This window comes from Streptomyces axinellae (genome assembly GCF_039532135.1).
Classification (GTDB): Bacteria; Actinomycetota; Actinomycetes; order Streptomycetales; family Streptomycetaceae; genus Streptomyces; species Streptomyces axinellae.
Genome location: NZ_BAAARJ010000004.1, coordinates 408,809 through 431,561, shown reverse-complemented (window position 1 = coordinate 431,561; position 22,753 = coordinate 408,809). Strand labels below are relative to the sequence as shown.

Below are 22,753 nucleotides of genomic sequence, written 5' to 3'. Positions count from 1 at the left end.
CGGGCGTTCGGGCCGCGTCAGAGACCGCCGGCGTCCGGTGCGGCGGGGGCGACGCCCGGAGTGGTGGGACCGGCCGGCGGTGTGGTGGGGTCGGCGCAGGTGGTGGCCGGGGTTTTGTCTTTGGCGAGGAAGATGGTCTGCGCCATCATCCGGTAGCCCGTCATCCCCTCGCGCAGGGTCTCTATGGACTCCTCCGGGTGCACGGAGTCGATCACCGCGTTCGGGCCCACCGCGTTGAACTGGTGCGACACCCCGCGCGGAATCTGCATGTCCACCCAGGAGTTCGGCGGCACGATCACGTTGTGCCGGTCCCGGTGCAGACCGGGAGGCGTGCCGGGGAGCGCGTCGGTGAACGTGTCCAGCGGCCCGGGCCAGCCCGCCGTGGGGCGCACCGTGACCGGGGACAGGCTGGAGACCCGGATCGTGGTCCCGGGCCCGGTCATCATCCGCACGAACCGCAGCCCGGTGTGCAGATGCATGCGCGAGCACATGTCGCGTTCGGCGGTGTCGTAGAAGTCCATGAGGTAGCGGTCGGCGAAGAAGCCCTCGAAAGGGGGCTCCAGCATGAAGACATCGCCCTCCTCGAACTCCTGCGCCTGTTTGAGCGCACCGGCGGGAGCCGGGCTCGCCTCCTCGCCCGCGTGCGCGGTCCGCACGAGCCCGGCCAGGGCGTCGACCACGGCCAGGGCGACGTCCGCCGGCAGCTTCACCACGGGGGTCAGCCGGTTCCGGCCCGGGTCCTGGTGCCGGCGGACGTCGAGGATCTCGTCCTCGTGGTCGGGCGCCTGCTTCATCCGTTCCGTGCGGCCGGTCATCCCGGTGCTCTGGGTCATTCCGCAGCTCCACAGTGCTCGTTCGGTCCAGGGTCCGGGCGGCGTGCCCACAGCACGCCGCCCAGGTCGTGACGCCCGGCGCGCAGTACCGAGCAGCCGGCGGTGGTGAATCCGCGCTCGCGCAGCCGCGCGAGCAGCCGCCAGCGGTCCGGCCCGGTGTCCGCCCCGCCGGAACCGCTCGGTCCGCCGCCGGAACCGTCCGGTTGCGTGCCGGGACCGGTCACTTGCGCACGGTGGCCGCTCCCTTGTGCCGCGGGGCTCTTGGCCTGTGCACCGGGGCTGTTCGCACGCGGCCCAGGGCCGTCCGCCTGCGTCGCGGGGCTGTGCAGAAAGGCCAGCAGCACGTCCAGCGGACGGGCCGGGGCCGCACCGTCGGCGGCCGGACCGTGTGGGAGGACGAGCAGTGCGCCGTCCCCGTAGCGGGCTTCGGTGCCGAACGGCACCGGCGGGCCCTCGTACCCGTGGCGGGCCGCCACCTCGGCGGCGAGTTCGGCGTGCACCGCCAAGGGCCACTCGGTGCGCAGCGTGGTGAGCCAACGGGCCTTGGCCCGGCGGAATTCCGCGTCGCTCTCGCGGTGCCAGTGCTGCCGCAGGAAGTCGAAGGCGGCGATGACGGCTTCGGCCCCTTCCCCCTTTTCTCGTTCTTCCTCCGCCTGCCCCGGTGCCGCCGCTGACCCGTCCGGCATCGGCCGGGTGGCGGCCAAGGACCGCAGGGCGGGGTGATCGGCGCCCTCGTGCAGCAGTTCGTGTGCGGTGAAGGCGGCGTGGCGGAGCAGCCGTTCGTACCGTGCGGGGGCCAGGCGGCGCGCGGCGAGGGTGCGGCTCATCGCCGTGCGCCGGGGCTTGCCGGTGGAGGTCGCCAGGAATCCGCCGAACTGGAGCGCGACCGGCCGCAGCGGCGCCCGCTCGTACAGTTCGCGCACGGCGGCGACCGGCTGCCGCTCGTCGACGATCAGTCCGAGGTCCTGGCCGAGGGAGGGCTCGTCCACCGCGACCGCCGCGAACCGCCCGGACAGGCCCGCACGCCGCCAGCCGTGTTCGACATCGAGCGGGTAGTGCTTCTCCCCGCCCCGGTTGACGCGTTCACCGGCCCGCCCGCGCAGCACGAGCAGTCCGTCGCGCAGTTCGCCGAGGTCGCCGGTGCGCAGCCAGCCGTCGTCGGTGACCGTGGCGGCGCCGGCCCGGCTGTCCTGCCAGTATCCGGTCATCAAATCCGGGGTTCTGATCCACACCTCGCCCGATTCCAGGTGCAGTTGGGTATCGGGCAGAGGCTCGCCGACCGGCGGCACCCGCTCCAGGTACTGCTCACGGAAGGCGGCGTCGTCGAGCCGGGGCATGGTGAAGCTGAAGTTGACCGCCTCGGTCAGGCCGTAGCCCTGCCGCAGGCGCGGGCCGTAGCGGCGGTGGAAGCGGCGGGCGAGGTCGCTGGTCAGCGGGGCCGCCGCCGTGATCAGGTACTCCAGGCCCGCCGGCCAGTCGGGGCCCTCTTCCAGCAGGTCCGCCAGCAGCGCGGGCACGATGGCGGCGGTCCTGGCCCCGGCGGCGTCCAGCGCGGCGAAGTACCCGGCCGGGTCGGAGGCAGCCGTGTGCAGGGTGAGCGGCGCGCCGGTGAGGTGGGTGCCGAGCAGGGACATGACCAGCGCGTTGCAGTGGTACAGCGGAAGGCAGGTCCCGTGCGGACGTTCCGGGGTCAGCCCGTGCAGAGCCGCTGTCTTGGCCGCGTTGCCCAGGACGGCCTGCCGGCTGAGCATGATCCCCTTCGGCGGGCCGGTGGAGCCCGAGGTGAACATGATGAAGGCGAGGCCGTCGGGGGGCGTGTGGGCGTCGGGGAGGCCGGTGCGGTGCGGCCCCCGGGGGTCCACCACGGCTGTCGCCGAGACGCGCTCGGCGATTGCCCGGACCTCCGCTTCGGTGCTGCGCGGGTGCAGCGGAACGGCGACGAGGCGCAGTCCGAAGCAGGTGAGCAGCGTGTCCGCCAGCGCGCGGCCGTTGGGCAGCCGGATCACCACCCGTGCCCCGGCGGGCAGTTCGGCCAGGGCCCCGAGGCCGGGGATCCCGGACCCGGCGAGGGTCCCGGACCCGGCCAAGGTCTCGGGTCCGGTCAAGGTCTCGGGTCCGGTCACGCACTGCGGGCCGGTCGCCGTCCCGGCACCGGGCCCGGGCACGTCCTCGAACCCGGCTCCGGTGCCGGGTCCTGTACCCGTGCCCCTGCCCCTGCCCCTGCCCGTGCCTGTGCCCGTGCCGGTCACCGTGACCTCCTCAACAGGTCGCGGAGCTGCGCTCCGATGTGGTCCACGTGCTGCGGCTGCATCACCCGGTGGTGGGGGGCGGGGGTGTGGCCGACGGTCAGCTCGCCGCCGACGTGGGGCCGCCACAGTTCGTGGTGAGGGGTCCCCCTCGGCGTGGGCGCCGCCGCTTCTATGTAGGTGGTGTCCCCCGGGTAGCGCGGTGGACGGTAGGCGCGCATCAGGGTGTCGTTGTGGCGGGAGACGGCGATGACGCGGCCGATGTCGTCGCCGGTGAAGCGCGCGAACACGCTTCCCTCGCGGTGCAGCAGCGCGGAGACGGTCTCGAAGTCGAGGTCCTCCGTGGCGAAACGGGCGTCGTCCAGGCCCGCCGCCGTCAGCAGTACCCGGTGGACGCGCCGGTCGTCGATGGGCTCGGCCGGTCCGGTGCCCTCACCCGCCACCGTGTCCACCAGGAACAACGACCCGGCGGGTGCGCCGAGTTCGTGCAACCGGACCGCCATCGCGTGCGCCACGAGCCCGCCGAAGGACCAGCCGACCAGGTGGTACGGGCCGTCGGCGCGCACCGAGCGCAGCAGGTCCACGTAGTGCTCGGCCATCGCTTCGACCGAACCGGGCAGGGCGTCCACGCCGCCGGGGCCCTCCGCCTGGATGCCGTAGACGGGATGGTCCCCGTCGATGTGCCGCAACAGGCCGGAATACAGCCAGCTGAGGCCGCTGATCGGATGGACGCAGAACACCGGCGCGGCCCGGCCGCCGGTCCGGAACGGTACGAGGTGGGCCGGTGCGGCGGGCCGGGACGATGACTGCCCGAGCAGGCGGCTGAGCGCGGCGGGCGTGGCCGCCTCGAAGATGTCGCGGACCCTGGGCTCCAGCCCGAGTACGGTGCGCACGCGGTCGGCCAGCCGGGCCGCCAGCAGCGAGTGCCCGCCCAGTTCGAAGAAGTTGTCGCCCGGTCCGGCCCTGGGCACGTCCAGCACCTCGGCGAACAGTTCGCACATCAGGTGCTCGCGGAGGTTCTCCGGCGGCAGGCCGCCGGTGGCCGACCAGTCCGGCCGGGGCAGGCGGTCGCGCAGCAGTTTCCCGTTGGCGCTGAGCGGGAGCCGGTCCAGCGCGAGCAGCCGCGCGGGCACCATGTGGTCGGGCAGGTGCCGGGCCAGGTGGGCGCCCACCGCGCGCACATCGGCGTCGGCGGGGGTGACGTAGCCGACCAGGCGGCGGTCGTGCGCGCCCCGGTCATGGACGGTCACCGCCGCCCCGGCCACCTCCTCGTGGCGGGACATCACGGCCTCGATCTCGCCGAGTTCGACGCGGTGGCCGCGGATCTTCACCTGGTCGTCGGTACGGCCGTGGAAGCGCAGCGCTCCGTCGCCGGTCCAGGACGCCAGGTCGCCGGTGCGGTACATCCGCTCTCCCGCCGGGCCGAAGGGGTCAGGGACGAACCGGGTCGCGGTCAGCCCCGCCCGGCCGAGATAGCCCGTGGCCACGCCGGCGCCGGACAGGTACAGCTCACCGGACACGCCGGGCGGCACCGGCCGCAGCCGGGCGTCGAGCACATAGCAGCGGGTGTTCCACAGCGGGCGGCCGAGCGGCACGGTGGCGGTCCTCGCCGGGCCTGTCCGGTCCGTGCGGTCCAGTCGGCCTGCCTGGCCCGTCCCTTCCGCGCGGCCCGCCCCGCCGGTGCGGTCCACCTGGTGGGTGGTGGACCAGACGGTCGTCTCGGTCGGCCCGTAACAGGCCAGCAGCGAGGCGGTGAGGCCGCTCAGGGTTTCCGCCAGTTCCGTGGGCACCGCCTCGCCGCCGATGACCGCGCGGACATGGCGCAGCCGCTCGGGGCGCCGCGCCACGAGGACCTGCCACAAGGAGGGCGTGGCCTGCATGACGGTGACCTGGTGCCGCTCCAGCAGCGCGGCCAGCTCGTCGGGCTCTCGCAGCGCGCCCTGGCCGGCGAGGACCATGGTGGCCCCGGTGATCAGCGGGAGGTACAGCTCGGGCTGCGACATGTCGAAGCCGGCGGGCGCGGCGGCCAGTATCCGGTCGCCCTCCCCGACGCCCAACTGCTCGCGCAGGGCGGACAGCAGGTTCACCAGGGCGCCGTGCGGCACGACAACTCCCTTCGGCCGCCCGGTGGAGCCGGAGGTGTACATCACGTACGCCGTGTCCGGCGGCACGGCCACCGGTTGCGTGTCGCCGGGGGCGAAGGCGAGCCGGTCCTCGGCGGCGCGATCGTCGGCCGGGGCGCGGTCGTCGGCGGGAAGTCCGGCGAGGCTCTCGTCCCGCACCGTCGGGATGTCCCCGTTGCGCACCACCAGTGCGGGGCGGGCATCCGCCAGCAGGGCCGCGATGCGGCGCGGGGGCAGCGCGGGGTCGATCGGCAGGGCGGCGGCGCCGAGCGACTGGACGGCGAGCAGGGCGGCGGGCAGGTCGGGGTCGCGCCGCAGTTCCAGGGCGACCAGGGTGCCGGGGCCGACGCCGCGCGCGCTCAGCCCGGCCGCGATCTGCCCGGCCCGCTCCGCGAGTTCGCGATAGGTGAGCCGGGTGCGGTCGTGCCGTACGGCGCAGGTATCCGGCGTGCGCCGGGCCTGCCCGGCGAACAGTCCGGCCACGGTGGCCCCCGGCACCTCGCGGGCGGTGGAGTTCCACCGGCCGGTGATCCGCTCCCGCTCCCCCGGTACGAGGAGCGGAAGGTCGGCGACCGGGCGGTGGGGATCCGCGACGGCGGCCCGCAGCAGCACTTCCAGCCGGGTGAGCAGCAGCCGGGCGGTGGCGGGGGTGAACAGCTCGGTGTCGTACTCCAGCAGGCCCTCGATGCCGGCTTCCGCCCCGTCGTCGGCGTGGTGCTGGCGCAGGCTCCACAGCAGGTCCATGCGGGAGGCGCCGCCGTGCGCCGCGACCGGCTCGACGCGCAGGCCCGGCAGGTCGAACGTCGCGGGCGGGGTGTCCTGGAAGGCCAGCATCACCTGGAAGAGCGGGTGGGCGGAGAGGGAGCGCGGCGGATTGACGGCCTCGACCACCTGCTCGAAGGGCAGTCGCTGGTGGGCGAAGGCGTCGAGGTCGGTGGCCCGGACCCGCTCCAGCAGTTCGGCGAACGTCGGTGTGCCGCTGAGGTCGGTGCGCAGTACCACCGTGTTGACGAAGCAGCCGACGCTCTCGTGGAGCGAGGCGTCGTGCCGCCCGGCCACCGGTGTGCCGATGGGGATGTCCTCGCCCGCGCCGAGCCGGGACAGCAGCACCGCGAGGGCGGCGTGCGCCACCATGAACGGGCTGGTCCGGGTGGTGCGCGCCAACTTGGCCAGCGCGGCGTGCAGTTCGGCGTCCAGCGTGAACTCGACGGTCTCGCCCTGGTGCCGCGATACGGGCGGCCGGGGATGGTCGGCGGGCAGCGCCAGCGTCTCGGGGGCGCCGCGCAGCGTCTCTTGCCAGTACGCGGTCTCGGCGCCGTGGTCGAGGGTGCGCTGCCACAGCGCGTAGTCCGCGTACTGCACGGGCTCGTGCGCCCAGTGCGGGGTCCCGCCCGCGACGCGCGCCCGGTAGGCGGTGGACAGGTCGCGGGCCAGGGGGCCGAGTGACCAGCCGTCCACGGCGATGTGGTGCAGCAGGATCAGCAGCACGTGCTCCTCGGGCGCGGTCTCGCACAGCAGGGCGCGGACGGGGAGTTCGGCGCCGAGGTCGAAGACGTGGGTGGCCGCCTCGGCGAGCACGTCGGACAGCTCGGTCTCCGAGGTGGTCACCGTCTCGAACGGCACCTCCGCGTCCGTGCCGATGGTCTGGTACACCTCGCCGTCGATCTCGGTGACGGTGGTGCGCAGGCTCTCGTGCCGGGCGAGTACGTCGCCGAGTGCGGCACGCAGGTCCCCGGCCGAGAGGGGTCCGCTCATCCGCACGGCGAAGGACATGTTGTAGACGGAGTTGGGCCCGGCGAGGCGGCTGAAGAACCACAGCCGGCGCTGGGCGGCGGACAGCGGTATCCGCTCCGGCCGGCCGGACGGGACGAGCGGACCGAGCGGGGCGGACGGAGCGGACGGACCGAGCGGGGCGGACGGAACGGGCCCGTCGCACAACGCGGATTCCCCTGGACGCGCGGTCCGGTCGTGCCAGGCGGCGGGCGTGTCCGGCAGGTGCTGGGCCAGGTCCGCGACGGCCGGGGCGTCGAAGAGCGTGCGGATGCTCAGCTCGCAACCGGTCCGGGCCCGCACCCGGTTGATGAGCCGGGTGGCGAGCAGCGAATGCCCGCCCAGGTCGAAGAAGCTGTCCTCCGCGCCGACTTCGGGGACGCCCAGCGTCTCGGCGAACAGTGCGCACAGGAGGCGTTCCCGCTCGGTGCGGGGCGGACGGCTCACCGGGTGCGCGGTCTCCGGCCTCGGCAGGGCGCGGCGGTCCAGCTTGCCGTTCCCGGTCAGCGGGATCTCCTCGACCGGGAGGACGAAGGCGGGCACCATGTGCGCGGGCAGCACCGAGCGGGCGTACTCGCGCAGCGCGGCCGGTGTCGCGGCGGCGGTGTTCTCGGCTGCCACGGCGTAGCAGAGCAGCCGGCCGCCGTCGCCGTTGGCATCGGCGTCGGGGAGCACCACGGCACGTGCCACGGCGGGGTGCTGTTCGAGGACGCGTTCGATCTCGCCGGGCTCGATCCGGTAGCCCCGGATCTTCACCTGCTGGTCCGTGCGCCCCAGGTATTCGAGGGTGCCGTCGGTGCGCTGCCGGGCGAGGTCTCCCGAGCGGTACATCCGGGCGCCGGGCGCGCCGAAGGGGTCGGCGACGAAGCGGCTCGCGGTGAGGCCCGGCCGTCCCAGGTATCCCCGCGTCACTCCGGGGCCCGCGACGTAGATCTCCCCTGGGCAGCCCGGCGGCACCGGCCGCAGCGCGTGGTCCAGCACGTGCAGGCGCAGGTCGGGCAGGGCGGTGCCGATGACGCCCGCGCTCTCCTCTGGGTCGTCCAGCTCGGCGTAGGTGGCGTGCACAGTGGTCTCGGTGATCCCGTACATGTTGACCAGCGCGGGGCGTCCGGGGCCGTACCAGGAGCGGATGCGCGAGACCTCCAGCGCCTCCCCGGCGAACACGACGACGCGCAGCGCGGGCAGTGCGGGCAGCGCGCCGGTGGCCGATTCAGCCTCGGCGCCCAGGAGTTGGTAGAAGGCCGAGGGAGTCTGGCTGAGCGCGGTGACCCGCTCCCGGGCCAGCAGTTCCAGGAGGGCGCGGGGGGATCTGGCGGTGTCCTCCGGTACGACCACCAGCCGGCCTCCGCGCCCCAGCGCCGTCCACAGCTCCCACACCGAGACGTCGAAGGCGTAGGAGTGGAAGAGCGTGTGGACGTCGTCTTCGCCGAACCCGAAGCGGGCGTCGGTGGCCGCGAGCAGCCGGGCGACGTTGTGGTGCGAGACGACGACGCCCTTGGGGGTCCCGGTGGAGCCCGAGGTGTAGATCACGTAGGCGATGCCGCGGGGGTCCACGGGCAGGCCGAGGTCGTCCGAGCGGTGGTGGGCGGCCGGGTCGCTGCCGTCGAGCACGATGTGCGGGTGCGGCACCGCGAGCGGCTTCTCCGTCACGACGAGCACCGGGGCGGCGGCCTCCAGTACCTGCCGTACGCGCTCCCCGGGGTGGGCCGGGTCCAGAGGCAGGTAGCCGGCTCCTGCCTTCAAGGTGGCCAGCACCGCGACCACGAGGTCCGTGGAGCGAGGCAGTACGAGTGCCACCAGCCGCTCGGGGCCGGCCCCGCGTTCGACGAGGAGCCGCGCCAGGCGGTTGGCCCGCGCGTTGAGTTCCCCGTACGTGACTGTGGTGTCCCCGCAGGTGAGGGCCGGCGCCGTGGGCCGGCGGCCCACCTGCGCTTCGAACAACCCGGGCAGCGAGGGGAGTTCGGGGCGAGCGGGCAGACCGGGCGGCGGGGCCGGTGCGCTCGGCACGGACGAGGGCGTGGCCGGGGCGGGCGAGTCCGTGGCCGGGGCGGGGTCCGGCTCGGTCTCCGTGGCGGCCGGGGCCGTCGGCTCGTCGGGGAGCAGCAGGCCGATCTGCCCCAGCGGCGCCTCGGGCCGGGCGGTGATCCGGTCGAGCAGCGCGCGGAGGCGGTCGAGCAGGCGGCGGGCCTCGTCCTCGCCGAACAGGTCGGTGCTGTGGTCCAGGCGGAGCCGCAGGCCGCCGCTGTCCGGTGCGGCGATCAGGGTCAGCGGGTAGTGCGTGCCGTCCCGCCCCTGGATGCCCCGGAGTTCGAGGCCGGGCACGTCGGCGAACACACCGCGCAGCGCGTCCTCGTCAACCGGGTAGTTCTCGAACACGACGACGGTGTCGAACAGTTCGGCGTGTCCGGAGAGGGACTGGAGCCGGGTCAGATCGGCGTGCTGGTGGTCCAGCATGGCCGCCTGCTGGGCGCGCAGGTCCGCGAGGGACTCGGCGACCGTCCGGTACGGGTCGAGGCGGGCCCGCACCGGAATGGTGTTGATCAGCAGGCCGACGATCCGCTCGGCCCCGGGCAGTTCGGCGGGACGTCCGGAGACGGTCGCCCCGAACACCACGTCGTCCCGCCCGGTCAGCGCCCCGAGCAGCACCGCCCACGCCAGCCGCAGCACGACACCGGCGGTCAGTCCGTGCTGCCGTGCGAGGGCGTCCACCCGTTCGCCGAGGTCCGCGTCCGGCCCGGTCGTCACGGTGCGGCGGGCCCCGGACGGGCCGCGCCGGCCGGGGCCGCCGACCAGCGTGGGGCCGTCCACGGAAGAGAGCAGCGCGCGCCAGGCGGCCTCGTCGGCACGGGAGTCGCGCGCCGACAGCCAGTCGAGGAAGTCGCGGTAGGGGGTCGGGGGCGGCAGGGCGCGGCCGGCGTAGAGCGAGAACAGCTCCTCGATCAGGACGGGCATGGACCAGCCGTCCAGCAGGAGGTGGTGGGTGGTCAGCACGAAGGTGTGGCGCTCGTCGGCCCGGCGCAGCAGGGCGGCGCGGACCAGCGGGGGGCTGGCGAGGTCGAACCGGCGCCTGCGGTCGGCTTCGAGAAAGCCTTCGAGGTCACCGTCGGACGGGGCGGGCTGCTCCCGCCACTCGACGGTGAAGTCCGGGGCGACCACCTGCACGGGGCGCCCCGAGGGGCCGTGCCGCACCCCGGCGGAGAGCTGGGGGTGGCGCTGCAGCAGGCGGTGCAGCGCGTCGCGCAGCGCGCCGGGGTCCAGGGGTCCGCCGAGGTCGAAGACGAACTGGACGAGGTAGGGATCGGCGCCGTCGTGGTCGTAGAGGGAGTGGAACAGCAGCCCTTGGGCGAGCGGTGGCAGGGGCAGGGCCCCGGCCGCCCGGGAGCGGGCCCGGCGGGCGAGCGCGGTCAGCACGTCGGACCAGCGCTGGGCGAGGGCGGCGGTCCGCTCCTCGGGGAGCAGTTCGCCGGGCCAGGACCAGTGGGCCACCAGCCGGGGGCCGTCGGGGTGGTCGGCGATCAGCGCGTCGAGTTCCACGGCGTGGCTCATGGGCAGCCGGCCGCCGGTGGGCGCGCCTGCCACGGTGGCGTCGGCCACGGCGGCCCACTCGCCGTCGCCGCCGACGTCGAAGCGGCCCAGGTAGTTGAACGCGAACTGCGGTGCGGGGAGGGCGGCCAGCGCCGGGCCGCTCTGCGGGTTGAGGTGGCGCAGCAGGCCGTGGTCCAGTCCGGCGCGCGGCGCGTCGCGCAGGCGCGCGCGCACATTGGCCACGGCGCCGTCCAGTGCGGTCGGGTCGGTGCGGGCCTCCCGCCAGGAGCAGCCCGGGTCGAGTTCCACCGGAAGCAGGGTGGTGAACCAGCCGACGGTGCGCGACAGGTCCAGGTTGTCGGCGAACTCCTCGCGGCCGTGGCCTTCGATATCGGCGTACAGCGTGTCGGGCCCGTCCCGCCAGTCGGCGGCGGCCAGCGCGAACGCGGTGAGCAGCAGTTCGTTCACCGAGCAGTCGAAGGCCGCGGTGGCGTCGGCCAGCAGCCGCGCGGTCAGTGTGCTGTCCAGGGTGCGGGTGTGCCGTCGCCGGGTGTGCTCGGTGTCCACGCCGGGGTCCAGGGCGCGGGCGGCGACGGGGGGATCCACGGGCGTGGCAGCCGCCAGGCGGGGAAAGGCGGCGAGCACGTCGGGGTGGTGCGCGTGCTGGACCAGCGCCCTGGCCCACTGCGGGAAGGAGGTCCCGGTGGGCTGGAGCCGTGGGGTGCGCCCGTGCCGGACGGCTTCCCAGGCGGCCCGCAGATCCTCCTGGAGGATGCGCCAGGAGACCCCGTCCACGCACAGGTGGTGTGCCGTCAGGGTCAGTTCGCCCGGCTGCCCGTGACCGGGGTCGTGCCGGCGCGCGTGCAGCACCGGTCCGCCTTCCGGGTCCAGGGGCGCGACCGGCCGGTTCAGCTCGACGGTGACATGGGGCAGTACTTCCAGGTGCCACAGGCTGTCCACCGTGGTCAGGGAGAGCCGCAGCATGTCGTGGTGGTCGACGAGCGCCTGCACCACCGCGCGCGCCTGATCCCCCGTCATATCTGCCGGGGTGCGTACGGTCAGGGACTGGACGAAGCCCCCGATGGGGCCGCCGCGCTCACGCAGCCAGTGCATGATCGGCGTCAACGGGACGGTGGGGTCGGCGGCTTCGCCCAGCGCGACCTGCCGGCCCGGCCGGGGCCCGGTTTCGACACCGCGGGCGAGGCCGGCGACGGTGGGCGTGCGGAAGACGTCCGCGGTGCTGAGTGCCAGTCCGGCCCGTTGCGCGGCACCGGCGAGCTGGATCGCCTTGATGCTGTCGCCGCCGAGCTGGAAGAAGTCCTGGTCGGCCGGGACGTCCGCGAGTCCGAGCACCTCGCCGAACAGTTCGGCCAGCCGCTGTTCGGCAAAGGTGCGGGGCACGCGGGCCGCCGCCGCGCCGCCGGGGTCCGGTCCGTGGGCAGGCGGCTCCTGGGCCTCCGGCCCTCCGGCGTCCGGGCTCCCGGCGTCCGCGCTGCTGATGTCGCTCCGGGTGTCCGGAGGGACGGGTCCTCGGCCCGCACCCCTCGCGCCCCTCGCGCCGGGAGCGGGCCGTGCCGTGCCCGGGACGGGAGTTGCCGTATCCGGCACAGGAGTTGCCGCGCCCGTCGCGGGGGTCGGCGCGGCCGACACGGGGGTGGGCGCGCCCGGCGCGGGGGCCGGCGCGTCCGGCGCGGGCAGAGCCGCGCGGTCCAGCTTGCCGTTGCGGGTCAGCGGCAGCCGGTCCACGGCCACCACGGCCGAGGGCACCATGTGCGGTGGCAGCCGGTCGGCCAGCTCGCCGAGCAGTGCGCTCGTGCCGCCCGAGGCGGCCACATAGGAGACGAGGCGCCGCACTCCGGGCCGGTCCTCGCGCAGGATGGTCGCGGCCTGCCGTACGCCGGGCCGGGCCAGCAACGCGGCGTCGACCTCTCCCGGTTCGATGCGGTAGCCGCGCAGTTTGACCTGGCGATCGGCGCGCCCCGCGAACTCCAGCCGTCCGTCCGGGTTCCAGCGGGCCAGGTCGCCCGTGCGGTAGACGCGGGCGCCGGGCGGCCCGGAGGGGTCGGCCACGAAGCGCTCCGCGGTTGCCGCCGCTTGGCCGAGGTAGCCGCGCGCGACCCCCGTGCCGCCCACGTACAGCTCCCCCACCACGCCCGGCGGCACCGGCCGCAGCGCGTCGTCGAGTACCAGTACCCGCTTGCCGTCCAGCGGGCCGCCGATGGGCACCGAAGCGGCGTCCCCGGGCAGTTGCGCCGCGGTGAAGCGGGTGGCGAACACGGTGGTCTCGGTGGGCCCGTACCCGTTGACGACGGTGAGTCCGGGCAGCGCGGCACCCGCGACGCGCACCGCCGCCGGGGACACCACATCGCCGCCGGTCCACACCTGGCGCAGCCCGGCCAGGCAGGCGGCGTCCTGTCCCGCGACCGCCTGGAAGAGCCCGGCGGTCAGCCACAGTCCGGTGATCCCGGTGGCGGCCGTGATCCGGGAGAGGACGGCCGGGTCCAGCGGTCCCGGCGGGGCGACGACGACCTCGCCGCCGGTCAGCAGCGGCACCCACAGCTCCAGGTTGAACGCGTCGAAGGCGTGCGGCGAGTGCAGCAGCACCCGGTCGGCACCGCCTTCGGACCACCACCGGTCGGCGGCGAGCCCGGCCAGATTGCCCTGGGTGATGACCACGCCCTTGGGCCGTCCCGTGGAGCCGGAGGTGAACATCACGCACGCCGCCGTGTCCGGCGTGACGCGCGGCTCCGGTGCCCCGCCGCCGTCGCCGCTTCCGTCCCCGCCCCCGCTTCCGTCCCGCTGGTCCCGTACGTCCAGTTGCCGCATGCCGCGCGCGCGTGCCGATTCGGTGACCGGGTCCCGCGCGGTGTGCCGGTCGGTGAGCAGCAGCCGGGCTCCCGCGTCGGACAGCACCCCCTCTTGCCGGGCGAGCGCGTCGTCCCGTTGCAGGGGGACGTAGGCCGCGCCGGTCTTCACCACCGCGAGCGCCGCGACCGCCAGGTCCACGGACCGTTCGAGCAGCAGCGCGACGATCCGTTCCGGGCCCGCGCCGGCCGTGGCGAGCGCGGCGGCCAGCGCCGAGCCGCGTGCGTCCAGTTCGCGGTAGGTCAGCCGCTCGCCGGTCGCCGCGCAGCGCACCGCGAACGCGTCCGGGGCACACCGCACTTGGGCACGGAAGCGGCCCAGGGCGGTATCGGCGAGCGGATCGGCATCCCAGCCGCGCGGCACTTCGGCGTCGGAGCCGGGCGGAGCCTCGACGGCGGAGGCGCGCGGGACTTCGACGGCCGCTCCCCGGGGCGCTGCGGCGGCCGGTCCGTCCGGCATACCGGCGGAGGTGCCGCCTGGCGTACCGGCGAGAGCGGCACCCGGAGTGCCACCCGCCGGGCCGCTGGGCGGACCGGCGGAGGCGGGGCGCGCGCCCGTGCCCAGTGCGGTGCTGTGCCGGCGCTCGTTCTCGGTGGTGGCCGCGATCCGTGCCAGCGGGGTGCCCGGGTCCGCCTCCGCCAGCTGCCACAGCATGTGGGCGAAGCGGTCGGCGACATCGTGCAGCAACTCGGCGTCGTGGGTGGCCGGGTTGGCGTCGAAGTCGATGCGCAGCGGGCCGTCGCCACGGTCGTAGGCGACGATCGAGAGGTCCTCCGACGGTGGGGCCTGGAGGTTGTGGACGGTGGCCGTCGCCGGGCCGAACCGCAGCGGCCGGTCGAAGCGCTGGATGTTGAGCACCGGGCCGAAGAACCTGCGGCCGTCGTCGGGGAAGCCCAGCTCGCGCCGCAGTCGCTCGCCTCGGTAGCGCTGGTGGTGGCGTACCGTCCGCAGTTCGCCGGCGACCCGGCCGAGCAGCACGCCGACGGTGTCCGCCGGGCCGGTGCGCAGGCGCAGGGGCAGGACGTTGGCCGACATCGCGGGGACGGCACGCGCCAGTTCGGGCGGGCGGCCCGCGACCGGCAGGCTCAGCACGAGGTCGCGGCTGCCCGTCATCGCGTGCAGATGTGCCGCGGTCGTCGCGGTGAGCAGCCGGGTCCAGCGGTGCCCGAGCCGCTGTGCGCCGGCCCGCAGCCTGGCGAACTCCCCGGCCGGCAACACCCTGGTCAGCCGCAGCGAACGCGCCGCGGCCGGGGCCGGTCGTGTGCCGAGGCTCAGGACCTCGGGGTGCCCGGCCAGCCGCTCCAGCCACCAGTCGCGGTCCCCCTCGCGCGCGGCGCTGTCCCGGTAGGCGGCTTCCGCCTCGACGAGGGTGCGGAGCCCGCTCCAGCCGCTTTCCGGGACGGCCCGGCCGTCGTACAGACAGCTGTAGATCTCGGCGACTCGTTCGGCGAACAGGGCCATGCCCGCACCGTCGAGGGCGATGTGGTGCACCCGGTGGAAGACCAGCGAGCGGTCGTCGGCGACGCGCAGCACGGCCCCCCGGAACAGCGGCCCGGCATCGCTGTCCCCGGCGGCGGCCAGGTCGGCCCGCATCCACTCCAGTGCGGCGGCCTCCGGATCGGGCATGCCACGGAGGTCGGCCACCTCGACGGTGTGCGCCGGGTCGCGGCGGAGGCGCTGCACCGGCATAGGGCCTGTGGATCCGCCGACCGCGCCGGGCGTCGCCTCGGTGATGCGGACGTTGACCGCCTCGCAGTCGGCCGCGGCCCGGGTGACCGCGGCGGCCAGGAGCCCGGCGTCGGCGCCGCCGGCCAGGTCGAGGTACTCCGCCCACTGGTAGGCGCCGGGTGCGCCGAGTCCGGCACGCTCCGCGAGCCAGATCCCGAGTTGAGCGTCGGAGAGTTGGATTTCAGGGCCGTTGTCGGGCATGGAGCGAGCATCCCCATCGGTCGTGTCGGCTGGCGCCGGTGACTGCCGTCGGAAGTGGCCGTGTGGGTCGGGTGGAACGGGAAGCGGGACCGGCTCATCGAAACACAACAGGCAATGGAACAGTAAAGCGTTGGCAATATGATCCATCTCACGATTACCGGCCGAGACCTCAACTCGGCGCCGCGGAAAGCGGATCGCTCCACGGGGACGAAACGTCCGACCGGGCGGTCCGGGCGCATCGGCCGCCGGAGCATCTGGCCGGAACGAAACCATCAAATGGCTGGTCCAGGCCGTTCGGTAGAGGACGCACGCTCAATCGGACGGACCCGGGACCCGGTCGCACCCGCGCTTCCGAGGTGAACATCCCCTGAACTCGGCACCATTCCCCGAAGAGGCGTTTCCCCGCCCGTCAACGGGAGAGAAAGAGGGGGCAAACCGTAAAGCAGCGACCGCCCACGGGGTTTGCGGCAGCCGTCCCGCCAACGGGCCGTTCCCGGCGGGAGAGAGCACACCGAGAAGGAGTGACCGGATGAGCAGCAATCCCTTCGAGGACCCGGAGGGCACCTACCTGGTCCTGGTCAACGACGAGGGGCAGCACTCCCTGTGGCCCTCGTTCGCCGACGCTCCGGCAGGCTGGCAGACCGTCCTCGGGGAGACCAGCCGCGACGCGGCGCTCGCGTACATCGAGACCCACTGGACCGACATGCGCCCGCGCGGCCTCGCCCGGGCCATGGACAGCGGCGCCTCGGAGGCCGCGACTGTTGAGGGGGCACGGCACGGTTCGCTGTAACGCCCGTGGGGGGGCGTCAGTTCTGCTGCCCGCCCGCCGGGCAGCAGCCGCGCTGCCGCCTGCCGCCCAAGAAGCCGTTGCTCTGTCGATCACGGTGATCACTGGTTCGAGTGCAGTGACTCGGTTGGGTGATCTCCAGTCGAAGCAGGCATGAAAGCAGGGCCTCCTGCCCAGCTCGGGATTGCTGAAGTCCTTCGAGCGTCAGGAGGCCCTGTGCCACAGTCTTGCGTTCCGTCGTCCTCGTCCAACTCGGTTGCCCGGTCGCGTGATTGCCTCGTGCCCCTGTACGGCAATATGGGGGATCGTTCGGACAGACGGCTCGGTATCCGTCGGACATGACGGACGCCGAGTGGGCCCAAGTCCGCGATGCCCCTCCGGTCCCGGCCTGGCTGGGGGCCGGGGCGGACAGCCCGAGGTGTACTGCCACCCCCGGATGATCGACGCCGCGGCCGGCCCGTCCGCGAGGCTGAACCTGCCGGACTCCGTCCGCACGAGACCTCCCCGCTCCGCCAGGCGACCGGCCCGCGAACGCACCACCCCCTCGATCTTCGACGGCCTCAGCTCGATCCCCAGCGCCTCCGCGATCTCCCGGCAGATCATCGGTTCCCGGCCCGCCCGCTTCGCCTCGGCCGGCACCGCGACGCTCCGCTGACGCTCCACCGCCGGCGCGCGCACTTCGGCCCCCGGCCGCCACCGCGGCACGACCGGACCCGGCCGGGCCGGCGCCACGGCCTGCGTCGCCGTCTCCGCGTTCACGACCGGTCCGTCCACCGGCGGCTCGGCGAGGCCGATGCGACCGGAGCATCCCTCAGGCCATCGCGGTCGCGAGGCCCGGCGGCCGGGCAGGCCCGGCGAGCGAACCGGGGGACGAGGTGGCGGGTGGCACGGCCGCCTCACGCCGCACCGTCACACCGCACGGCTCACGGCTCACGGCCACGGTTCACGGCCCACGCCCCCGGCCACGGCTCACTGCCCACGGCCACGGCTCACGCGGAGCGGTCCGGTGCCCCGACCGCCCGTCGCGTCGCACCGCGTGAGGCTTCCGCCGGGCCGGTCTCCTCGGGACCGCCGCCGGGTGCCGCGTCCACCGGACCGCCCCGCGCCCCCGGCCGCCCCGCCGCGCCCCGGTGATCGCGCCGCAGGACCAGCGCCGCGATCGTGACCCCGGCGGCCACACATCCGGCGGCGGCGAGCATCGTCGCCGACTGCGCGTCGGTGAAGGCGCGCCGCGCGGCCTCCGCTGTCGCCCGGCCGGTGCCGGGGTGTGCGTCGGCCCGCTCCAGCGTCGCGGCGAGCGAACCACGGGCCCGCGCCGGTATGCCGGCGGGCGCCCGGGCCCGGTACACGGCGGCCAGCAGGCTGCCGAGAGCCGCCACGCCGAAGGCGACGCCGAACTGCTGGTGGGTGTCGTTGAGCGCCGAGCCCAGGCCCGCCCGGTCCTTGGGGACGGCTCCCAGAACGGTGCTGGCGACCGCCGGGCCCGCGAAGCCGTTGCCCCCGCCGACGAGGAACAGCCCCACCGCGACGAGCGCGAACCCGCTGCGCGGGGTGAGCGCCGCCAGGAACAAGAACCCCGCCGCCGTGCCCGTGAACCCGGCGACGACGGAGAGCCGGTGCCCGATCCGGGCAGGAGCCCGGCCTCCGGCCAGCGAGCCCAGTACGATCCCCGCCGCCATCGGCACCGAGGCCACACCGGCCTCAAAGGGGTCGAGGCCGCGCACGAGTTGGAGGTACTGGGCCAGGATGAACAGGGTGCTTCCGGTGCCCAGCGAGATGATCGTCACCGCCGCACTGCCCCCGGCGAACTGGCGGTCTCGATACAGGGACAGATCGACCATGGGCGTGGCCGAGCGCCGCTGGCGGCGCAGGAAGCCGCCTACGGCGAGCAGTGCGACCAGGGCGCTCACCAGGACGGGGAGGCGGGCGAAGCCGCCCTCTCCGGCGAGGATGACCGCGGTGGTGAGCGCCACCATGCCCACGGTGATCAACGACGCGCCCGCCGGATCCACCCGCCGGGCCCGGCCGTCGCGGGATTCCGGGACCAGCCGGAGGATCGCCACCACCGCGCAGCAGACCACCGGCACATTGATCAGGAACGCTCCGACCCAGCTCCACACCGCCACCAAAGCGCCCCCCAGCACGGGTCCCAGCGCCATCGCGACCGAGGCGACCGCGCCCCACACGGCGAACGCTCTGGGCCGTTCGCGGGCGGGGAAGACGTGCACCAGCAGGGCCAGCGTGGCGGGCATCACCAGTGCGGCGCCCACTCCCATCAGCGCCCGCATCGCCACGAGCCACCACACCGACCAGGCCAGTGCGGCGGCGGCGGAGGCCACGCCGAGCACCACCAGCCCGGTGACCATGGCCCGTCTGCGTCCCCACCGGTCGGACAGGGCCCCGGCGGTGATCAGCAGGCCGGAGAAGACGACCGCGTACGCGTCGAGCACCGCCTGGAGTCCGGCCGTCGAGGCGTCGAAGGCCGCCGCGATCGAGGGCAGGGCCACGTTGAGGACCGTGTTGTCCACGACGATCACCAGGAGAGCGGCGCACACGGCCACGAGAATGGCCCGACGCCGGGGATGCCCCTCGTCGTTGTCGTCGTTGTCGCCACTGTTGCCGTTGCCGCCCGCGTCACCGGACGCGCCGTCGGCTCCGACTCCGTGGTGGCCGGTCGTAGTGTCCGTGCCGTCCGCGCCGCCGTTCTCCGGCGCACATGCCCCGGACGCGGTGTTCGTGCCCCCGTTCCCGGACGCGCCGTTCGGCTCGCCGGTACCGGACGCACCGCTCACGTCGTCGTCCCCCGGCGCGCCCCGGTGTCCCTCGATGTCCTGCACCGCGCCTCCCCTCCGTCCCGTCCTACGGTGACGGACTCGCCCTACGGTGACGGACTCCCGGTCCTCGCGCACCACACCCGGCGGCGCCCACCCGGCACGCACGCGGGCGCCCACCCGGTGCCCGCGTGGGCACCGGCATTCGCACCGGCATCGGTGCCGGTGGGCGCCGGGGGCCGGGGTCCGAATAGAATCGCCTTTCATGCCGAACCCTGACGCACTGCTCGTCGACCTCGCCACTGTGGTGGAGTCCGAGCAAAGCAATCAGATGTCTCTCACCGTGGTCACCGGCGGCGCCGTCATCACCGGCCGGCTGGCACCGGAAGCCGTGTGGCGGCAGCGGGTGTCGGAGGTCCTGACGGACTCCGAGCGCCTGGGACCGTTCTCCGGTGTCTTCGCCCTCGACCCGGGGCAGGACCGCCCCGGCCACGGCCGGGCCCCCACCCACCTCCACTTCCATATCGCCCGCATCCTGCAAGGCAGCATCGGAATCCCGGAGACGGGCGGGATGTACCGCGTCGCCATCGAGGACGTCAGCGCCTGGACCGTGGGCGACTTCAGCTACTCCGACCACTGAACCGTTCCGGTCGCGGCCGGTGGATCCGGCCGCGACCGGCCTTTCGCCGCGGCCGTCCTCCGGACGGGCGCGGCACTTCAGGCACGACCGGGCTGTCCCGCACGGTCCGCCGAGAAGGGGCCGCCGGGAGCGAAGGCCCGTTCGGCGAAGCGTTCCCCGATGCGGCGGTGGCCCGCCGCGTCCGGGTGGAGCTGGTCGGGCAGCGGCAGTTCGGCGAAGTCGTCCTCGCCGTAGAGTTCGCGGCCGTCGAGGTAGCGCATGTGCGGATCCTCGTCCGCCCGCTGGGCGACGATGCGGGCCAACTCGTCACGGATGACCCCGAGAGTGAGCTTCCCGCTCGCGCGCTCCGCCGGGTCCCCCGCGGCGGTGAACCGCATCAGGCCCTCGCTGATGCGGCTGAAGTCCGGGGCACAGGGCCCGGGGGTGTCCTCGTGGATGGGGCACCAGATCGGGGAGACGACCAGCAGCGGCGTGGTGGGGTGCCCCTCGCGGATGGTGTCGAGGAAGCCGTGCACCGCGGGCCCGAAGGCGCGCAGGCGCATCAGGTCGGCGTTCACGATGTTGATGCCGATCTTGACGCTGATCAGGTCGGCGGGGGTGTCCCGCAGCGCGCGGGCGGTGAACGGGTCGAGCAGCGCGCTGCCCGCCAGCCCCAGGTTGATCAGTTCCACCCCGCCGAGGGAGGCGGCCAGCGCGGGCCAGGTGGTGGTGGGACCGGCGGCGTCGGAGCCGTGGCTGATCGAACTGCCGTGGTGCAGCCACACCTTGCGGCCCGGATCGGGCGCGGGCTCGACGGGCGCGTCGGTGCGCAGCGCGATGAGTTCGGTGGTCTCGTTGTGCGGCAGCCAGATCTCGACGTCCTTGACGCGCTCGGGCAGGCCGGTGAAGGCGAGGGTGCCCGCCGCTCCGGGCTGGACCTGGGCGGTACCGGCACTCATGTCGATGGTCAGGGTGTTGCCGCCCTTCACGCTCGCCCGGCCGGCCGGATTGCCGTCGACGAGCAGTTCGTACACCCCGTCGGGGCGGGGCGGGACGTTCACGTAGGACCGCTTGGTGGGCAGCGTGTCCAGTTCGACGGCGGTGGCCCGGGTACGGAAGGCCAGCCGGACGCCCGAGGGCTGGGACTCGGCCATGGCCAGCTGCGGGTCGGCCGACTGGGCGCGGGCCCGCGCGGGCAGCCGATGCGGCAGTATGCCGTGCGCGGTGCGCTCCAGTTCGAGGGCGCCGCGCAGGAGTTCCTCGGTGAGGGGGGTGGTGATCCAGTCGCGTTCAGTGGTCATGACTCGTCCGTCTCATAGGTTTCGGGCTGCCCGTTCGCCGCGGCGTGTGCTCGCTTTCGGGCTGGGCGCTGTCGCGGTCGTTCGCCGTCGCGGACGGTTCCGGGCGTCGGTGGCGCCGTTCCGGGCGTCGGTGCGGACGGTTCCGGGCGTCGGTGCGGACGGTTCCGGGCGTCGGTCAGACCGCGGGCCAGTTGCGCAGCAGGGCATCGAGCGCGTCCAGCGTCCGCTCCCAGGTCACCTGGGTGTCCGGGGTGCTGTGACTGAATCCGCCGCCCATCTCCAGGCTGACGTAGCCGTGGAAGAAGCTGCCCAGCAGCCGGACCGCGTGTGTCTGGTCCGGCTCCGCCAGGTCGTAGCCGCGCAGGATCGCCCGCGTCATCTGCGCGTGCCGGACGCCCGCGCCGGCGGCGGCCGTCTCCGGGTCGAGCCGCAGCTGGGCGGCGGCGTAGCGGCCGGGGTGTTCACGAGCGTAGTCGCGGTAGACGTTCGCGAACGCGGCCAGAGCGTCCTTCCCGGCCCGCCCGGCCAGCGCGGCGGCGCACCGGTCCGCGAGTTCCTCCAGCGCGAGCAGGGCGATCCTGGTCTTGAGGTCCTGGGAGTTCTTCACATGCGAATACAGGCTCGCGACCTTGACATCGAACCGCCTGGCCAACGCCGAGACGGTCACCTCGTCGAAGCCGACCTCGTCGGCGAGTTCCGCTCCCGCCCGGGCCAGACGTTCCGTGGTCAGCCCTACTCGTGCCATAGCTTCCCTCCCGTTCAGCGGAGCCCATCATGCATTTGCCTAATACCTTTAGGCAAATGAGCATGTGGTGAGCCGATCACCGAAGGGCTATGAGCGTTGAGCGCGGGCGGCCCCGAGAGCCGCCTCGCCCCGGACTACGACAGCGTGTCGGACACCACGGACGCCGCCTTGGCGATCAGCTTGTCGTCGGCCTCGGCACCCTTCTGCGAGCGGTAGGACATGATCGCGACGACGACGGGCGCCGCGTGCGGGCGCCAGATCACGGCGATGTCGTCGCGGGCGCCGTGATAGCTGCCCGTTCCGGTCTTGTCACCGACCGTCCAGTTCTTGGGGACACCGGCCCTGATCAGGGCATCGCCCGTCGAGTTGGTCCGCAGCCACTTCGCGAGCTGCTTGCGTTCGCCCTCGCCCAGGGCGTCGCCGAGGACGAACGCGCGCAGGTCCTCGGCGAAGGCGCGCGGCGTCGTCGTATCCCGCGTCTCGCCCGGGGTCCACCGGCTCAGCTCCGGCTCGTGGCGCTCCATCCTGGTGACGTGGTCGCCCAGCTTCTCCAGCACGGTGTCCAGGCCCTTGGGCCCGCCCAGGTGGTCGAAGAGCAGGTTGGCCGCGGTGTTGTCGCTGTAGCGGACGGCGGCGTCGCACAGTCCGCCGAGGCTCATGCCGGTCTTGACGTGCTTCTCGGTCACCGGGGAGTTGGGGATCAGGTCGTCCCGGGAATACGTGACCCTCCGGTCCATACCGGCGAGTGAGTACTTCCGCAAGATCGCTCCTGCGGCCAGCGCCTTGAATGTGGAGTTGTAGGAAAACCGCCGGTCTCCCCGGTAGGCGACCTCGCGCCCGGTCCCGGTGTCGAGGGCGTAGACGCCCAGCCGCGCGTCGAACTTCCGCTCCAGCTTCTTGAACTCGACGGCCGACGCCTTCCGTTCCGCGGACGTGCCGGACGACGGCGAGGCGGCGGCGGACGACGGCGAGGCGGCGGCGGACGACGACGGGGAGGCCGTGGAGCCGTCGTCTCCGCATGCCGTCGTCGACGCGACAAGGGTCAGCGTGGCGAGCGTACCGAGCGCGGTACGGCGGGCGCGGGTGAGCTGCGTGGTCCGCATGGTCCGAAACCTCCGGATCGCCCCCGGCGCACGAACGCGCGGGCGTACAGGCGCACGGGAGGGGTGTCGCGCGCCCCTGCCCGGGGCGCGGCGATGGATGTGCCGCCAGCCTCACCTGGGGCCCGCTATGCGGTCC

10 protein-coding genes are annotated in these 22,753 nt (G+C 74.2%); 3 read left to right on the top strand and 7 right to left on the bottom strand.

The annotated features are described in order from the left end of the window. Positions 1-17 precede the first annotated feature (17 nt). The 3 genes from ABD339_RS08305 to ABD339_RS08295 are packed head-to-tail and all read right to left on the bottom strand — an operon-like array spanning position 18 to position 15,291. Positions 18-833 carry a hypothetical protein gene (locus ABD339_RS08305; RefSeq protein ID WP_344563742.1) on the bottom strand — a complete coding sequence of 272 codons (816 nt, stop codon included), beginning with the start codon at positions 831-833 and terminating at the stop codon, positions 18-20. Then, positions 830-3,082, bottom strand: a complete 2,253-nt coding sequence (locus tag ABD339_RS08300; RefSeq protein WP_344563740.1) for a class I adenylate-forming enzyme family protein — start codon at positions 3,080-3,082, stop codon at positions 830-832. Before ABD339_RS08300 ends, ABD339_RS08305 begins: the two co-directional genes overlap by 4 nt. Continuing rightward, positions 3,079-15,291, bottom strand: a complete 12,213-nt coding sequence (locus ABD339_RS08295) for an amino acid adenylation domain-containing protein (protein ID WP_344563738.1) — start codon at positions 15,289-15,291, stop codon at positions 3,079-3,081. Before ABD339_RS08295 ends, ABD339_RS08300 begins: the two co-directional genes overlap by 4 nt. 529 nt (positions 15,292-15,820) lie before the next feature. Between ABD339_RS08295 and ABD339_RS08290 the strand changes: the two genes are divergently transcribed. Together ABD339_RS08290 and ABD339_RS08285 are read left to right on the top strand one after the other, a co-directional pair. After that, positions 15,821-16,081, top strand: a complete 261-nt coding sequence (locus ABD339_RS08290) for an MbtH family protein (protein ID WP_344563736.1) — start codon at positions 15,821-15,823, stop codon at positions 16,079-16,081. 433 nt (positions 16,082-16,514) lie between these two features. Beyond that, positions 16,515-16,733: a hypothetical protein gene (locus ABD339_RS08285; protein ID WP_344563735.1), complete on the top strand. Its 219-nt coding sequence runs from the start codon at positions 16,515-16,517 to the stop codon at positions 16,731-16,733. 334 nt (positions 16,734-17,067) lie between these two features. On the opposite strand, the gene ABD339_RS08280 is transcribed toward ABD339_RS08285, so the two are convergent. After that, positions 17,068-18,915 carry an MFS transporter gene (locus ABD339_RS08280; protein ID WP_344563734.1) on the bottom strand — a complete coding sequence of 616 codons (1,848 nt, stop codon included), beginning with the start codon at positions 18,913-18,915 and terminating at the stop codon, positions 17,068-17,070. 199 nt (positions 18,916-19,114) lie between these two features. On the opposite strand from ABD339_RS08280, the gene ABD339_RS08275 reads away from it, so the two are divergent. After that, positions 19,115-19,489, top strand: a complete 375-nt coding sequence (locus ABD339_RS08275; RefSeq protein ID WP_344563732.1) for a hypothetical protein — start codon at positions 19,115-19,117, stop codon at positions 19,487-19,489. A 77-nt stretch (positions 19,490-19,566) separates the two neighbouring features. Here the strand turns inward: ABD339_RS08275 and ABD339_RS08270 are convergent, their stop codons facing one another. From ABD339_RS08270 to bla, 3 genes are all read right to left on the bottom strand, one after another. Next, positions 19,567-20,769, bottom strand: coding sequence for a GDSL-type esterase/lipase family protein (locus ABD339_RS08270; protein ID WP_344563730.1), 1,203 nt, complete (start codon positions 20,767-20,769; stop codon positions 19,567-19,569). Between the two features lie 175 nt (positions 20,770-20,944). Continuing rightward, the gene (locus ABD339_RS08265; protein WP_344563728.1) at positions 20,945-21,514 is read right to left on the bottom strand and encodes a TetR/AcrR family transcriptional regulator; all 570 of its coding nucleotides are present in this window, start codon (positions 21,512-21,514) and stop codon (positions 20,945-20,947) included. Positions 21,515-21,648: 134 nt separating this feature from the next. Further along, a complete protein-coding gene (gene bla, locus ABD339_RS08260; protein ID WP_344563726.1) occupies positions 21,649-22,617 on the bottom strand; it encodes a class A beta-lactamase in 969 nt (322 codons plus the stop codon). Positions 22,618-22,753 lie beyond the last annotated feature (136 nt).

Excerpts from the sequence above, each read along its gene's own strand:
- ABD339_RS08265 (WP_344563728.1), bottom strand. The coding sequence starts at position 21,514 with ATGGCACGAGTAGGGCTGACCACGGAACGTCTGGCCCGGGCGGGAGCG.
- ABD339_RS08295 (WP_344563738.1), bottom strand. The coding sequence starts at position 15,291 with ATGCCCGACAACGGCCCTGAAATCCAACTCTCCGACGCTCAACTCGGG.
- ABD339_RS08285 (WP_344563735.1), top strand. The coding sequence starts at position 16,515 with ATGATCGACGCCGCGGCCGGCCCGTCCGCGAGGCTGAACCTGCCGGAC.
- ABD339_RS08305 (WP_344563742.1), bottom strand. The coding sequence starts at position 833 with ATGACCCAGAGCACCGGGATGACCGGCCGCACGGAACGGATGAAGCAG.
- ABD339_RS08270 (WP_344563730.1), bottom strand. The coding sequence starts at position 20,769 with ATGACCACTGAACGCGACTGGATCACCACCCCCCTCACCGAGGAACTC.
- ABD339_RS08290 (WP_344563736.1), top strand. The coding sequence starts at position 15,821 with ATGAGCAGCAATCCCTTCGAGGACCCGGAGGGCACCTACCTGGTCCTG.
- bla (WP_344563726.1), bottom strand. The coding sequence starts at position 22,617 with ATGCGGACCACGCAGCTCACCCGCGCCCGCCGTACCGCGCTCGGTACG.
- ABD339_RS08275 (WP_344563732.1), top strand. The coding sequence starts at position 19,115 with ATGCCGAACCCTGACGCACTGCTCGTCGACCTCGCCACTGTGGTGGAG.